This is a genomic window from Pedobacter aquae (assembly GCF_008195825.1).
Taxonomy (GTDB): domain Bacteria; phylum Bacteroidota; class Bacteroidia; order Sphingobacteriales; family Sphingobacteriaceae; genus Pseudopedobacter; species Pseudopedobacter aquae.
On sequence record NZ_CP043329.1, the window covers coordinates 493,877 to 509,826 of the forward strand.

At 34.0% G+C, this 15,950-nt stretch carries 13 protein-coding genes and 1 tRNA gene; 10 read left to right on the plus strand and 4 right to left on the minus strand.

Going from position 1 to position 15,950, the window contains the following annotated elements; genetic code table 11:
* Positions 1 to 152 precede the first annotated feature (152 nt).
* Entirely contained in the window at positions 153 to 2,213 is a 2,061-nt protein-coding gene (locus FYC62_RS02290; RefSeq protein WP_039449462.1) for a M13 family metallopeptidase, read from the minus strand.
* A gap of 315 nt (positions 2,214 to 2,528) precedes the next feature.
* Between FYC62_RS02290 and FYC62_RS02295 the strand changes: the two genes are divergently transcribed.
* Positions 2,529 to 5,204: a valine--tRNA ligase gene (locus FYC62_RS02295; RefSeq protein WP_149073754.1), complete on the plus strand. Its 2,676-nt coding sequence runs from the start codon at positions 2,529 to 2,531 to the stop codon at positions 5,202 to 5,204.
* Between the two features lie 577 nt (positions 5,205 to 5,781).
* On the opposite strand, the gene FYC62_RS02300 is transcribed toward FYC62_RS02295, so the two are convergent.
* Both FYC62_RS02300 and FYC62_RS02305 read right to left on the minus strand, forming a co-directional pair.
* Positions 5,782 to 6,270 carry a hypothetical protein gene (locus tag FYC62_RS02300; protein ID WP_149073755.1) on the minus strand — a complete coding sequence of 163 codons (489 nt, stop codon included), beginning with the start codon at positions 6,268 to 6,270 and terminating at the stop codon, positions 5,782 to 5,784.
* 88 nt (positions 6,271 to 6,358) lie between these two features.
* Entirely contained in the window at positions 6,359 to 6,817 is a 459-nt protein-coding gene (locus FYC62_RS02305) for a type I restriction enzyme HsdR N-terminal domain-containing protein (RefSeq protein WP_149073756.1), read from the minus strand.
* 68 nt (positions 6,818 to 6,885) lie between these two features.
* Here FYC62_RS02305 and holA point away from each other — a divergent pair, with 68 nt between their 5' ends.
* The 3 genes from holA (at position 6,886) to FYC62_RS02320 (ending at position 8,698) form a co-directional block, all read left to right on the plus strand.
* Positions 6,886 to 7,890 (plus strand): DNA polymerase III subunit delta, encoded by a 1,005-nt coding sequence (gene holA / locus FYC62_RS02310; RefSeq protein ID WP_149073757.1) that lies wholly within the window; start codon positions 6,886 to 6,888, stop codon positions 7,888 to 7,890.
* A 78-nt stretch (positions 7,891 to 7,968) separates the two neighbouring features.
* Entirely contained in the window at positions 7,969 to 8,373 is a 405-nt protein-coding gene (locus tag FYC62_RS02315) for an EVE domain-containing protein (protein ID WP_149073758.1), read from the plus strand.
* Between the two features lie 91 nt (positions 8,374 to 8,464).
* The gene (locus tag FYC62_RS02320; protein WP_149073759.1) at positions 8,465 to 8,698 is read left to right on the plus strand and encodes a hypothetical protein; all 234 of its coding nucleotides are present in this window, start codon (positions 8,465 to 8,467) and stop codon (positions 8,696 to 8,698) included.
* 292 nt (positions 8,699 to 8,990) lie between these two features.
* On the opposite strand, the gene FYC62_RS02325 is transcribed toward FYC62_RS02320, so the two are convergent.
* Positions 8,991 to 10,325, minus strand: a complete 1,335-nt coding sequence (locus tag FYC62_RS02325) for a glycosyltransferase 87 family protein (protein WP_149073760.1) — start codon at positions 10,323 to 10,325, stop codon at positions 8,991 to 8,993.
* Positions 10,326 to 10,355: 30 nt separating this feature from the next.
* On the opposite strand from FYC62_RS02325, the gene FYC62_RS02330 reads away from it, so the two are divergent.
* From FYC62_RS02330 to clpX, 6 genes are all read left to right on the plus strand, one after another.
* On the plus strand, positions 10,356 to 11,150 hold the full coding sequence (locus tag FYC62_RS02330) for an ABC transporter substrate-binding protein (protein ID WP_149073761.1): 795 nt from the start codon (positions 10,356 to 10,358) through the stop codon (positions 11,148 to 11,150).
* A gap of 73 nt (positions 11,151 to 11,223) precedes the next feature.
* Positions 11,224 to 11,991: a hypothetical protein gene (locus FYC62_RS02335; protein WP_149073762.1), complete on the plus strand. Its 768-nt coding sequence runs from the start codon at positions 11,224 to 11,226 to the stop codon at positions 11,989 to 11,991.
* A 175-nt stretch (positions 11,992 to 12,166) separates the two neighbouring features.
* Positions 12,167 to 12,248, plus strand: a tRNA-Leu gene (locus FYC62_RS02340).
* Between the two features lie 71 nt (positions 12,249 to 12,319).
* Positions 12,320 to 13,663: a trigger factor gene (gene tig, locus FYC62_RS02345; protein ID WP_149073763.1), complete on the plus strand. Its 1,344-nt coding sequence runs from the start codon at positions 12,320 to 12,322 to the stop codon at positions 13,661 to 13,663.
* Between the two features lie 277 nt (positions 13,664 to 13,940).
* Complete coding sequence (locus FYC62_RS02350) at positions 13,941 to 14,642, plus strand: ATP-dependent Clp protease proteolytic subunit (protein ID WP_039449423.1); 702 nt, start codon at positions 13,941 to 13,943, stop codon at positions 14,640 to 14,642.
* Complete coding sequence (gene clpX, locus FYC62_RS02355; protein WP_039449420.1) at positions 14,642 to 15,883, plus strand: ATP-dependent Clp protease ATP-binding subunit ClpX; 1,242 nt, start codon at positions 14,642 to 14,644, stop codon at positions 15,881 to 15,883. The genes FYC62_RS02350 and clpX overlap by 1 nt, the downstream gene beginning before the upstream one ends.
* The last annotated feature ends 67 nt before the right edge of the window (positions 15,884 to 15,950 follow it).

Below are 15,950 nucleotides of genomic sequence, written 5' to 3' on the forward strand. Positions count from 1 at the left end.
AACGCTATGTCTAATACTTGCGTATAAATATACGTAAGCAAATAGATTTTTGTTTGCTCTATGTTGCGTGTTTTTTACTTTTTGCAAAAATGGAAAAGCCGTTTTCAAAATATAAAGATATTTCAAAAACGGCTTTAAAAATAAGCTATTGATTACCAGATTTTTATTCTGTTTTCTGGTGCTTTGTAAAGTTTGTCTCCAGGTTTTACATCAAATGCAGTGTACCAAGCATCCATATTGACTACAGGACCTATGGTTCTGAATTCATTTGGCGAGTGTGTATCGACAATAATTAATTGAGCAGCTGTTTCTGGTAAAGAGCTGCCTCTCCAAACTTGTGCCCATGATAAGAAAAATCTTTGATCTGGGGTAAAGCCATCAATTTTTGTATTTGATTTTCCTTGCTCGGTCATTTTAAACGCTTCGTAAGCAATGTTTAATCCGCCAAGGTCACCAATGTTTTCACCTAAGGTTAATTTACCGTTTACCGGGATGGTATCAAGCACTTTGTAATTGTTGTATTGCTGTACCAAATCGGCAGATTTTGCTTTAAATCTTGCCAAATCATCTGCTGTCCACCAGTTACGTAAAGCTCCATCTTTATCATATTGGCTACCAGAGTCATCAAAACCATGAGACATCTCATGTCCGATTACAGAACCAATACCGCCATAATTTACAGCATCATCCGCATTAGGATCAAAGAAAGGGAATTGTAAAATACCAGCAGGGAAAACAATTTCATTCATCACCGGACTGTAATAAGCATTTACCGTTGGTGGCGTCATTCCCCATTGTGTCTTATCTACTGGTTTCCCTAATCTACTTATCATTTTTTGATAAGCCCATTCCCCAGAATTTCTAACATTTTGGAAGTGCATATTAGGTTTAATCACTAAGCCATCATAAGTTTCCCATTTATCGGTATAACCAATTTTAGGTGTAAAAGCATGTAATTTATCAAGCGCTTTTACTTTGGTTTCTTCACTCATCCAGTCTAAAGTTTTAATTCTCTTCTCAAAAGCAATAGAAAGGTTGTTTACCAATTCTTTCATTCTTGCTTTAGCTTCTGGCTTAAAGTGTTGTTGTACATATAATTGTCCTAACAAATCACCAATGGTACCATCAGTTAAAGAAGACATTCTTTGCCAACGTGGGGTTTGTACTTTTTGGCCACTTAAAACTCTTGAATATTCAAAATTTGCTTTCACAAACTCTGAGCTCAGGTGCGAAGCAGCATTTTTAATGACATTCCATTTTAAATAAGTCTTTAAATCGGCAACAGCTGTATTGGTTAATAAGCTATCAGCAAATTTGAAAAATTTAGGGTGACTCACTAAGATGGTATCCTCTCCTTGGACTTTCATTTTAGCCATTAAAGCCGTCCAATTTAGGTGTGGCGTAGTTTTAGAAAAATCTGCAACCGCAAACTTATTGTAAGTTTTATAAGGGTCTCTCATTTCTAAACGGCTCATTTGTGCCGCAGCGAATGATTTCTCTAGACTAAAAACAGTAGCAGCATGTTTTTTAGCTTCTTCTGCTGTAGAACCTGTTAGCGTAAATAGTTTTTGAACATATTGGCTATAAGCGTCTCTTATTTTTGCGCTTCTAGCATCATCTTTCAAATAATAATCTCTATCTGGTAGGGTAGTGCCGCCTTGGCTTAATTGGGCCACCATTAATTGCGGGTTCTTCCTGTCTTGACCAATATAAAAGCCAAAAACTGGCGAAGCTATACCTTGTGTACGTAAAGTAGCAATGGCATTAATAATGTCGCTAGTACTTTTTAAAGCGTCTATTTTAGCTAAATCTGCTTTTATAGGTGTGTAACCCAATTTTTCAATGGTTACGCTATCCATAGCGGCTTTATAAAAATCTCCAACTCTTCTTTCGGGTGAACCAGCCGGGGCGCCTGTTTTAGCAGCAGCAGTATTTAAAATGGTTTTTACGGCATTGATATTGAAATCTCTAAGCTCGTAAAAACTACCCCATCTTGTCTCTTTTGCTGGAATAGGATTGTTTTTAACCCAGATACCGTTAGCATATTGTGCAAAATCATTGCCTGGCTTTACACTAAAATCCATATTGGCAGGGTCAATAAATTTTTTTGCTTCTTTCTTGTTCTTATCATCAGAGGTTTTAGGCTCTGTGGCAAACAACTGGAATGTAGCCATACTTAAACCAATGGCCATAGCGGTAATGCTCAATTTCATACTCTGTTAGTTAATTAGTTATTTAAATTTACTTTACAAAAGATGAAATGTTTAAACATCTATAATTTTGTTACTAACGATTAAACCAGTTGTAAATAAATTTTATCCCTGTCTTGGCTAAAATACTGTCAAGAATGTGGGTGTGCATCCTTATTTTCATGTTTTCAGGAGTTAATACATACATAACTCTAAATCCATAAAAATATTGTTACAGATAGGTTAATAGAGATAAAATTTTAGTGAAGCTTAGGCCGATGATATAAATCTCATAAGAAACCTTATTTTTGCGGTTTATAAAGATTTCCGTTAACATATATGAGCATTTCTAAAACCTATAACCCCAAAGAGGCAGAGGCAAAGTGGTACCAATATTGGCTAGATCATAAATTCTTTAAATCTGTTCCGGATGAAAGAGAGCCTTACACCATTGTTATTCCTCCGCCAAATGTTACAGGGGTATTACACATGGGGCACATGCTTAACAATACTATCCAAGATGTATTGATTCGTAGAGCCAGAATGAAAGGTAAGAATGCTTGTTGGGTACCTGGTACAGACCATGCCTCTATTGCTACCGAGGCCAAAGTTGTTGCCATGCTTAAAGAAAAGGGCATCAACAAAAAAGATATTTCTAGAGAAGAATTTTTGAAATATGCTTACGAGTGGAAAGACAAATACGGAGGTATCATCCTAGAGCAATTAAAAAAACTAGGTGCTTCTTGCGATTGGGATAGAACAGCTTTTACCATGGATCCTGCTTTGTCTGAAGCCGTGATAGATACTTTTATCCATCTACATAAAAAAGGACTTATTTATCGTGGTGTAAGAATGGTAAACTGGGACCCTAAAGGTTTAACAGCCGTTTCTGATGAGGAAGTCATCCGTAAAGAGGTAAACCAAAAGTTGTATTATATTAGGTATTTCTTAAGTCCACAGTCAGCAGACGGCGGTCAGCAGACTACTGACTTACAATACTTAATAATAGCTACCACCCGTCCAGAAACTATCATGGCTGATGCCGCCATTTGTATCAACCCAAATGATGAACGTTACAGCCATTTAAAAGGTAAAAAAGTCTTTATTCCATTAATCAATAAAGAGATTTCGGTTATAGCCGATGAATATGTGGATATGGAGTTTGGTACCGGATGTTTAAAAGTAACGCCAGCACATGATTTAAACGATTATGAATTGGGTATTAAACATCATTTAGAAGTTATTGATATTTTAAATGATGATGGTACTTTAAACGAAAAAGCACAAATTTTAGTAGGCGAGGATAGGTTTATCGCTCGTAAGAAAATAGCTATATTACTAGAAGAAGCGGGGCATTTAGAAAAAGTTGAGGATTATAAATCTCAAATAGGTTTTTCTGAACGTACCGATGCCGCCATAGAACCTAAACTTTCTATGCAGTGGTTCTGTAAAATGGCAGAAATGGCTGGCCCGGCCTTAGATTATGTAAATAATGGTGATGTTAAACTGATACCAGATAAATTCATTAATACCTACCGCCATTGGATGGAGCATGTGAAAGATTGGTGTATTTCTCGTCAATTGTGGTGGGGACAGCAAATACCGGCTTGGTATGCGCCTAATGGAGAAGTTGTAGTTGCTAAAACAGCCGAAGAGGCTCTAGATCAGTTTAAAAATCTAAAATCTGAATTCGCAAATCTAAAATCGAGCGATTTACGCCAAGACGAAGACGTTGTAGATACTTGGTTTTCTTCATGGTTGTGGCCGATATCGGTTTTTGATCCAACGGTTTGTGGTCATCCAGAAGCTAAAGGAAATGCCGACGTAAATTATTATTACCCAACTAATGATTTGGTGACTGCACCAGAAATTTTATTTTTCTGGGTAGCCCGTATGATTATGGCTGGTCACGAGTTTAGAGGCGAAGTACCTTTCAAGAACGTATACTTAACAGGTATTGTTAGAGATAAACTAGGCAGAAAAATGTCTAAATCTTTAGGTAACTCGCCAGATCCATTAGATTTAATAGCACAATACGGTGCCGATGGTGTACGTGTAGGAATGCTTTTATGTTCGCCTGCGGGTAATGATATCATGTTTGATGAATCATCTTGCGAACAAGGAAGAAACTTTGCTAATAAAGTATGGAATGCCTTTAGATTGGTTAAAGGTTGGGAAGTTGATGAAACTTTACCAAATGTAAATGAAACTACCATAGCTTGGTTTGATAATCGTTTTAACGAAGCTTTAGCAGAAATAGAAAGCAATTTTAACCAGTACCGCTTATCAGAAGCATTAATGGCTTCTTATAAATTGGTTTGGGATGATTTCTGTGCTTGGTACTTAGAAATGGTTAAACCAGCTTACCAGCAACCTATTGATGCTGCAACTTATAAAGCTACTGTTGCTTATTTTGAAAACATTTTAAAGCTATTGCATCCGTTTATGCCTTTCTTAACAGAAGAATTATGGCATGATGAGGTTTTTGGAGCAAGAGCAGCAACAGATTGTTGTATCATTGCTCAAATGCCAGAAAGTAAGGCTGTAAATGCACAGTTGTTGAAAGAAATTGAGGTGGTTAAACAAGTGGTATCAGAGATTAGAAATATCAGAAATACCAAGCAAATTTCACCTAAAGAAGCTTTAAACTTAGCCATAAAAGTAAGTTCAGATATTAATTTCGAATCTTATAAAGCTATTATCGCTAAGTTGGCAAACATCAGCGAAATGTCTTATACGCCAGATAAATTAAGTGGCGCTGCTTCTTTCTTAGCTGGTAGAGATGAGTTTTTTGTCCCTTTAGCAGGAAATATTGATACCGAAGCAGAGAAAGAAAAAATCAATAAAGAAATTGCCTATTTAGAAGGCTTTTTAAAAGCTGTTGATGCTAAGTTAAGTAACGAGCGTTTTGTGCAAAATGCAAAACCAGAAGTCGTAGCTAACGAGCAAAACAAAAAAGCCGATGCTGAAGCAAAAATCAAAATATTAAAAGAAAGCTTAGCGGCTTTTTTATAGTGATAGAGTTGAAAGTACAGAGTAGAAAGTAGAAAGTACAGAGTATAAAGTAGAAAGTAAAAAGAAGCAATCCATATAAATGAGATTGCTTCTTTTTTTGTGAATTAGAAAATTAAAAATTAAAAATTCAAAAGGAAAAATTCAAAAATCAAAAACCTTTAAAAACGTCCAAAATTTTCATCTAGAACTGGAAACAGGAAACTCAGAACTGGTAACTGATTTAAATTCAAAAGGAAAAATTAAAAATTCAAAAACCTTTAATAACGCCCAAAATAGACATCCAGAACTGAAAACAGGAAACTCAGAACTGGTAACTGATTTAAAATTCAAAAGGAAAAATTCAAAAATCAAAAACCTTTAAAAACGCTTAAAATAGACATCCAGAACTGAAAACTCGCAACTGTCAACTGGCAACTGATTTAATAAAGAGATTGCTTCTTCGTTCCTCATCGCAACGACCTAATCACCTAATGAACCAATATCTAATGAACTACTCCCTAACCACCTAACAAACTAACCACCTAACAAACTAACCACCTAACAAACTAACCACCTAACAAACTAACCACCTAACAAACTAACCAACCAACAACCCATCTATATGGTTAGCAGGTTTTAGTTCTTCTATATGATTTCTTAAAAATTCTTTGATTTCCCAACGCTTCGTATCGCACCTCACATTGTCTAAACCAACGCGATAGGTTTCTCCGTTTTGATGGTGAAAAATAACGGCGTTAAAGCGGGTTTCAAATCCTTTTAAAGATGTAAAAGACAACTTCAAATCCTGTTGCTCGGTACCTGAGTTATCTTTGATCAGCAGAAATTCATCTGTAATAAGGATAAACTGGTTCTCCTCAATCTTGAAAATGTAATAGAGGTGAAACACCAATAAGGTAACAATAGGGCTGATGGTATACACCAAATAAGAGAATAAATCTTTTATCAGCACTTGGTTGAAAAATAATAAGCTGGTAATGATACCAATGTTGAGCGTCGTGAGATAGATTAAAATTTGATGCTTAGAAAGTTTAGTTTCCTTACATTTGATGTAAATTTTATCACTCATGATTTATTGTTTAATTATACGTTTATACGGAGTGATTCTATAAAAGGTTATCATCACCTATAAAAATCATTTCAAACGGAATAAATCATTATTTATTTATGTATAAAGGCAGTTCTTCCAAAAACTGATAAGTCTGGTTCACGTAATCCATCCTACAATAAGCATGTGTAATACCATTGGTAACCACCAAATAATTCACCTGATGAATCATGTTATATCTAGCAGCTTGGTCAAAAACATCCTGATTTATTTTTACATGCGTAGCCTTACATTCTACCAAAACATCGGCTTTACCATCTTTATCAAAAACAACAATATCGGTACGTTTTTTTAGTTGATGTAAGTTTAAACCACCTTCTAGTTTGATTAAGCCTTTTGGATATTTTTTTTGGATGATGAGATATTGCACAAAATGCTGCCTAACCCATTCTTCTGGTGTTAAAACCAATTGCTTTTTCCTCAGCTCATCATAAATAAAAAGCTGCTCTTCTTTTTGCGTAAGCTTAAAAGGGTAAGGCGGAAGGTTTAAAGGTACTGGTTTAAACATGCTGCTAAATTAGAACGAATTTTAAATATGCTGAATTATTTTGATGATTATAGCTAATTTCGTTCATCATGACGGCAGAAGAAATCATCAAAGATATTAAGGCGAGAAAGCTAAAACCTATTTACTTGTTGCATGGCGAAGAAAGTTATTATATAGATTTAATTGCCGATGCGCTTGAACAGTATGTCTTGTCTGATGCCGAAAAAGGCTTTAACCAAACCATTTTATATGGTAAAGATACCGAAGCTATACAGGTGATAAATGCCGCGAAGCGTTACCCTATGATGAGCGATTACCAATTGGTGTTGGTGAAAGAAGCTCAAGAATTGAAATTGGATAAAGCTGCTGATCAGTTTCAGGCTTATTGCGAAAAACCGCTGACTAGTACCATTTTAGTGCTTTGTCATAAATATGGGAAGTTTGATAAGCGTAAGAAAGTTTATAAAGTTTTAGAGAAAACAGGGCTAGTTTTTGAATCAAATACCATTTACGAGAATAAAGTTCCTGCATGGATAGAGGATTTCATCAAAACTAAAAAATATCATATTAACCCCAAAGCATCAGCACTTTTAGCAGAATATTTGGGTAACGATTTAAGTAAAATTGCCAATGAGCTAGAGAAATTGATGCTGAATGTGCCGCAAGGACAAGAAATCACCACCAAAGAAGTTCAGGATAATATTGGTATCAGTAAAGAATTTAATGTTTTTGAGCTGCAAAATGCTTTAGCCAGAAAAGATGCTTTAAAAGCCAATCAGATTATTAATTATTTTGAGGCTAATCCAAAATCGAACCCTATTGTATTGGTAATGGGTAATTTAAATACCTGGTTTACCAAGATATTGAAGTACCATTATGTTAAAGATAAATCACAATTGGCTAAAGAACTAGGTGTAAATCCTTACTTTGTAAAAGATTACGATTTAGCAGCCCGTAATTATAGTTTAGGAAAAACATTTCAGGTGATTTCTTTATTAAGAGAATACGATTTAAAATCTAAAGGGGTAGAATCTACTGGTAATACAGAACACGGCGATTTAATGCGAGAATTGGTGTGGAAGATATTGCATTGAGATAGGGTTATTAAGTTTTAGTAATAAAATCCCTTTTATTAATTTCAATCTTGTTAATTAAGTATAAATACGTAAAAAATGAATTATTGGTTAGTTAAATCAGAGCCATTTAAATACAGCTGGGAGCAGTTTAATAAAGATGGTAGAACTTTTTGGGATGGTGTGCGTAATTACCAAGCCAGAAATAATCTAAAAGCCATGAAAGAAGGCGATTTAGTGATGTTTTATCATAGTAATGAAGGTAAACATGTGGTAGGTATTGCTAAGGTGGTAAAAGAATTTTATCAAGACCCTACAACTGAAGATACCAATTGGGTAGTGGTAGATTTAGCTCCGGTAGAAACCTTAAAAAATCCGGTTACACTAGAAACCATCAAAAACGATCTGTTTTTAAAAGATATTTCTTTAGTAAGACAAGGTAGATTGTCTGTAATGCCACTCAAGCAAAATGAGTTTGATAGAATTATAGAATTAGGTTCTTAAATACTCATTAAAATAAGAAAACGTTAGAAATATAGGTGTAAATTATCCTGGATTCAACAATTTTTTTTAGATTTAGTATAAATTATTAAAGATGGATATTTCATTAAAATATAAAATAGTAGAGAAAATTATCACTAGTAATGATGAAGCTTTATTGAATGAGATACAATCTTTAATAGGTTTATCAGAGAGTGACTTTTGGAGTGAGATTCCTTCAGAAGTAAAAAAAGCAATTCATCAATCTCAATTAGAACATGATCATGGTAAGGGCATTCCTAGCCATCAAGTAATGGACGAACTGAAGAGTCGCTTTTTAAACAGATAATATGGAATATTATCCAATCATTTGGTCTCCTGTTGCGAAAAGTAGTTATTATAATATTCTAGAATAATTAGAACATCATTGGACAATAAAGGAGATTGAAGCCTTTTTTAATCGTACAGAAGAAGTATTAGAGCATATTTCAAGAAACCCTTTGCTTTTTCCTTATTCTAAAGAAGGGGGTATACATAAATGTGTGCTTGTGAAACAAGTAAGTTTATTTTATAGAATTAAAGCAAATAATGTAGAACTTTTGGTGTTTTGGGATACACGCCAAGATCCAGCTAAATTAGTTTTATAGAGTTGTTTTTAATTTTTGCGTTTTTGATAAACCCCAAACCTCATAAATCAAAAAAGCCATCAACAAACCATACTCTACCATCACTAAAACCATACTTTCTTGATAAGGTTGAGTGCTGTAAGTATAATAGCTTAGGCAAATCAGAAAACTCCAAACTATACCAAAGCGCCATTTTATAAAAGGGCTCAACGCAACCAAAAATAAGATATACCAAGGATGTACAATAGCTCCAAAAATATTATAAATAAAAATGAGCCAGAAAATACCCTCAAATAAGTTTTTACTTTTAATATAAGTGATAATAAAGCCCGCCAAAGTAAGGGCAATAAGTAACTTACTGATTTTGGCAATGGGGTTATAGTTGTAAATTTCCCATCCTATAGTTCTAAATAATTGATAAAAGCTCCCATTAAACTCAAATTTTCCATAATAAAGATTCAGACTCCCTTTAAAATTCATCAATAATTTTTCTGAATGTATAAAAGGCAAGAATAGTAGTAAACAAATAAAGCCTGTGATAAAGCTCATGAAAACAGCTTTTTTAAAGCCTATATTTTTAATCAGCAAGGGTAAAAAGATGATGGGTAAAAGTTTACTGCAAACAGCAAGCGCTAAAGATACGGAAGCTAAAATCCATCTGTTTTTTAGAAGCATCCAAATAAATAAAAGGGTGAAAAATATCATAACTGCCTCAAAATGCAGGTTTCCGGTAAATTCTATAATCACTAAAGGGTTTAAGGCGTATAAGAAAACCAATCGTTCATCTTTTTGATAGTGTTTTAAAAGTTTTTTAATGAGGATAATATTTCCAATATCAAACAAGAGTATAAAACTTCTTAAAATAATAACTGAGCTTAATAAATGCTCTTTGCCAGGTATCGCACTCAAATAAAAAGCTAGCTGATTTACGGGCGGATAAACCGAAAAATAATCTGGAGAATTCATCTTGGTAAACAAGAATAGATCTACCCAAGGAGCAGGGTTTTCTATAAAATCAGAAGGTTTATTCCCAAACGGGTTAATGCCTTGATGTATTAATTGCCCATCCCAGATAAAACGGTAAACATCATCACTTAATATCGGGAAGCTAAAGAGTAACACGCCTCTTAATAAAATACTTAAAAAAAGGTTGTTCTTGTTATAGTTTGTGGATGTTTTATCATGAATGATTAATCCATAAAAAATAAAACAAGCGCCTAAACAAAGTATGAGAGGTGTAAAAGAAGTTCTATTAGGTATTAAATAAGCGATATAAGTAAGTGTAGAAATGTATAAACAAGCTAAAATCACATGATGAAAATTGTAAGAATGATTTTTGCCATTTAACATGTTAAGAAGTTTAAATTTGTAAGTAAAAGTATGCAAAACAAAACATTTACAGACCAATTAGGTAGAACAATTCATATAAATTATCCACCTCAAAGAATTATTTCTTTAGTCCCATCACAAACAGAGTTGTTATTTGATTTAGGTTTGGATGAAGAAGTTGTTGGCATCACCAAGTTTTGTATTCATCCTAAAGAACAGTTCAAAAAGAAGGTTAAAATAGGAGGTACTAAAACCCTCAGCATAGATAAAATAAGAGCTTTAAATCCCGATTTAATCATCGCTAACAAGGAAGAAAATCAGCAAGAGCAAATAGAAGTGTTGGCTCAAGAATTCCCAGTTTGGATAAGCGATATCAATACCTTAACAGAGGCTTTAAAGATGATCAAGCAAGTAGGGGAGCTTGTCGCAATCAAAACCAAAGCAATTCAAATTGCTGATACTATCAAAGCTAATTTTGATAATTTAATACCTTCATCAAAACCATTAAAAGCAGCTTATTTTATCTGGAAAGAGCCCTTTATGTTAGCCGGAAAGCATACTTTTATTGATGATATGTTAACTTACTGCGGTTTTGAGAATGTATTGTCAGAAAGTCGATACCCCGAAATAGATATAGAAACTTTACAGCAATTACAACCGCAAGTTATTTTGCTTTCTACAGAGCCTTATCCCTTTAAACAACAACATGTAGAAGCCTTAAAGCAACACTTTCCAAAAGCTTTTATTGCTTTGGCCGATGGTGAAATGTTCAGTTGGTATGGGAGTAGGTTGTTATTATCGGCAAATTATTTTAAAGCTTTACACAAGAGCATAAGCTTTATCTAGGTTAAAGTTTATATTTTTCTTGTATCATCAAAATAAATATCTTCGCATCCAAAAATTAATAAACATCATATTTATGAAGAAAAATTTACTTATTGCAATGATTATTGCTAGTGCTACTATTTTAAAAGCACAAACAACAACAGGTTTATCACCTAAGCCACCTATGGCTAAAACAACTGATAGTTTAAAGAAAGACAGTGTTGCAAAACCAGCTGCGCCAAGTTTTTCTAAATTTAGGTTAGGTGTAAGCGGAGGTTTAAGTTTTTTATTGGCTAAAATTAGCGAACAAGTACCCGCAGAATCTAAAGACTATGTAAGAGATCTTAAATCTGGAGCTCATTTTAGTGTAGATGCGAGTTACTTTTGGAAAGAGCAAATTGGTTTAGGCTTCAAATACATCAATTTTACCTCTAGTAATGAAGGTAGAATTTTCTATGATGATGGATCAGGTTTTGGACCTTCTCTTCAATACTTAGAAGATAATATTACTACACAATTTTTTGGTCCGGTACTTTATAGCCGATACTATTCTAAAAATAGAAAAACAGAGTTGGTAACAGGCTTTGGTTTGGGTTATTTAGATTATAGAGATAATGGTAACCTAAATAATACTGATGTAAACATAAAAGGAGGTACAATTGGTCTAAATGCCGATATAAGCGCAGATTTTTATCTTACAAAAAATCTTTCTTTGGGTTTAGGTATTGGATTAGTTGGCGGTACACTTAGAAAGTTAGAAAGGCAAGTAGGCAATATGACTCAAACTATTGAACTAGAAGAAGGTAATTACGAAAGCCTAACCAGACTAGATATTTTCACCGGCTTAAGATGGAAATTATAAATCTTTAAAAGCTTAATGTTTTGCAACCTATTGATGTAGAAACGTTTAACGGGTTAATCTCAGGCATATCGCTTAAAAATTAAAAAAAATTAGAAAAGCATTTGATTTAAATAAGACAAATTATATCTTTGCAGTCCCAAAACGTTAAAGCCTTTTGGAGAATAAAATCCTAAATGCGGAAGTGGCGTAATTGGTAGCCGCACCAGACTTAGGATCTGGCGCTTCACGGCGTGGGGGTTCGAGTCCCTTCTTCCGCACAAACCAATCCCTTTCAAGAAATTGAGAGGGATTTTTGTATAGAGTCGTATCATTTAAAAAATACTCAGAAATGAACATTACACAGGAAAAGACCGGTGATCTTAATGCAGTGGTAACCGTAAAAATCAGTCCTGATGATTACCAGGAGAAAGTAAATAAAGCCATCAAAGAACAGGCTAAAAAAGCTAAAATTCCAGGATTTCGTCCAGGAATGGTTCCTCCTTCACATATCAAAAAAATGTATGGTAAAAGTATCTTAGTGGATGAAATCAATAATTTGCTTTCTGATACTGTAAATAACTACCTACAACAAAATAACATCGAAATCTTAGGTCAGCCTCTTCCAAAAGAAGATGACAGCCAATTTAATTGGGATTTTAACGATGAGTTTGTATTCAACTACGAACTAGGTTTAGCGCCAGAAATTACGGTTGAGTTTACTTCAAAAGACAAATTAACTCAATACGTTGTAAAAGCAGATCAAGAAACTTTAGATGCTCGTATCAAAAACATCAGAAGAAGTTATGGTAAAATGACTAATCCTGAAGTTGTAGAAGCAGGCGATGTTATTTTTGGCGAGTTTGTACAGTTAGACCAACATAACGAAATTTTAGAAGGTGGTATCAATGTTACTTCTTCTTTAAGATTAGAGATTGTAAGCGATGAAAAAGTTCAAAAGTCACTTATCGGCTTGAAAAATGGCGATGTTGTTGAAACTTTTGATTTGGTAAATGCAGTTAATGACAATACACAAATCGTTAAAATCTTAAAATTAGATGAGGAGAACCCAATCATCCCTCAAACTAAATTTAAATTAACGGTAAAAAACATCAACAGATTAGAAGAAGCCGATTTAAATCAGGAGTTTTTTGATAAATTATTTGGTGAGGGTACCGTAACCACGGAAGCAGAATTTGTAACGAAAATTACAGAAGAAATTGAAGCTATGATGGCTCAAGATGCAGACCGTAAGTTAGCAGCAGATTTATACCAATACGGCGCTTCTAAAGCAGATATGCAATTACCTGATGATTTCTTGAAAAGATGGTTAAAAATGACCAACAAAGAATTATCAGACGAAGAATTAGATAAAGGTTATGATGATTTCGCTAAAAACCTTAGATGGACTTTAGTAGAAAACAAAATCATCAAAGATAATAGCATCGAAATTAAATATGAGGATGTTTTAGAAACTGCAAAGCAACGTTTAGATGCGCAGTTTAGAATGTACAGCCCTCAAGCTTTAACAGAAGAACAATTAAGTCAATACGCAGTTCAGTTTTTACAAACCAAAGAAAATGCTAATCGTATTTTTGATGAAGTAAAAGCTCAAAAAGTATTTGATTTCTTAAAAACTGTTATCACTTTAGACAAAAAAGAAATTGACTACGTGAAATTTCAGGAATTAGCTTAATTAAAAAGCTATCTCATACAAAAAGCAGCTTCAAAAGAGCTGCTTTTTGTATTTATAAAAAGACATGTATAGATAATAAACTTTCTTAGCTAAGAGTTGTTAGAGGTATAGTGTAAATTTCTAATACCTAAAGAAATTTTATTCTTTTACATTTAAATAAATATTACATATAATTGATGCTGATATTCTTTTTCTTTTAGAAGTTTTAAATAACTTGTCGTAGTTTAAAATCCTTGAAAACGAATTAGAATTTCTTAAAATCAAAAATAAATAGGTTATGAGTATAGATAAAAACGAGTTCCGTAAATATGCCGTTAAGCACCACAGAATAGGTGGTATGCATGTAGATAAGTACATCAATAATGTGGAAGGTATCATGATGCCAAAATCAATGACCCCTTATATCATAGAAGAGCGTCAGTTAAATGTAGCTCAGATGGATGTTTTTTCAAGATTAATGATGGACCGTATCATTTTCTTGGGCGATGCCGTATATGACCAGAATGCAAATATCATTCAAGCACAGTTATTGTTTTTACAATCTACAGATGCTAAACGTGATATCCAGATATATATCAACTCGCCAGGAGGCTCTGTATACGCTGGTTTGGGTATTTATGATACCATGCAGTTTATATCTCCAGATGTAGCAACCATTTGTACCGGTATGGCGGCTTCTATGGGTGCGGTGTTAATGTGTGCTGGTGCAAAAGGTAAAAGAGCAGCTTTGCCACATGCCCGTATCATGATTCACCAACCATCAGGCGGTGCACAAGGTGTTGCTTCAGATATGGAGATTAATTTAAGAGAAATGCTGAAGTTGAAAAAAGAACTTTATGATATCATTTCTAAACATTCTGGCCAATCTTATGAGTGGGTAGAGAAAGCATCAGACCGCGATTACTGGATGAAAGCAGATGAAGCTAAAGAATTTGGAATGATTGATGAGGTGTTAAGCGTAAATTCAAACAAACAATAATGAGTAAAAATCAAAAAGATATCAAATGCTCTTTCTGTGGCGCTGGTAAGCAAGATTCTTTAATGCTTATTGCCGGATTGGATGCGCACATTTGCGATAAATGTGTAGCACAGGCTAATGATATTCTGGCAGAAGAATTTGCCTTAAGGAAAGGTAAAAATGCACATGCCACGCTTACTTTATTAAAACCACAAGAAATAAAAAACCATATAGACCAATATGTAATAGGGCAAGATAGCGCTAAAAAAGTATTGGCCGTTGCGGTTTATAACCATTACAAAAGGCTAAACCAAAAGATTGGTAAAGATGAAATAGAGATTGAAAAATCAAACATCATGATGGTAGGCGAAACAGGTACAGGTAAAACCTTATTAGCTAAAACCATCGCCAAAATTTTAAATGTACCTTTTTGTATTTGTGATGCTACTGTTTTAACCGAAGCAGGTTATGTTGGTGAAGATGTGGAAAGTATATTAACCCGTTTATTGCAAGCGGCAGATTATGATGTAGCTGCGGCAGAAAGAGGTATTGTATATATTGATGAGGTAGATAAAGTAGCTCGTAAAAGTGATAATCCATCTATCACTAGAGATGTTTCTGGCGAGGGTGTACAACAAGCCCTATTAAAAATACTTGAAGGTACTATTGTAAACGTACCTCCACAAGGCGGACGTAAGCATCCAGATCAAAAAATGATTCCTGTAAATACCAATAACATCTTATTTATTTGCGGAGGCGCTTTTGATGGTATTGAAAAGAAAATAGCTAACCGTTTAAGAACACAAACAGTAGGTTATAAAATTAAAGCTGAAGATGGTGAGGTAGATTTAGAAAATCTGTATAAATACATTACGCCGCAAGATTTAAAATCTTTCGGGATGATACCAGAGTTAATTGGTCGTGTACCTGTATTAACTTACCTCAATCCTTTAGATAGAGAAACTTTATTAAACATCTTAACAGAGCCTAAAAATTCATTAGTTAAGCAGTATAAGAAGCTGTTTGAGTATGAAGATATCAGTTTAGAGTTCACTAAAGATGTTTGTGAATTTATTGTAGATAAAGCCCTAGAGTTTAAACTAGGAGCTCGCGGTTTAAGGTCTATTTGTGAAGCCATCATGATAGATGCGATGTTTGAGATACCATCGCAGAAGCAGAAGTCTAAAACTTTGCTGATAGATATTGATTATGCCCGGGAGAAATTCGAAAAATCAGATCTCAAAAAATTAAAAGTTGCATAAATGAAACGCCCCGGATATAAATGACGGGGCGTTTTTGTTATCAACCATGGTTATACTTAAATAAGAA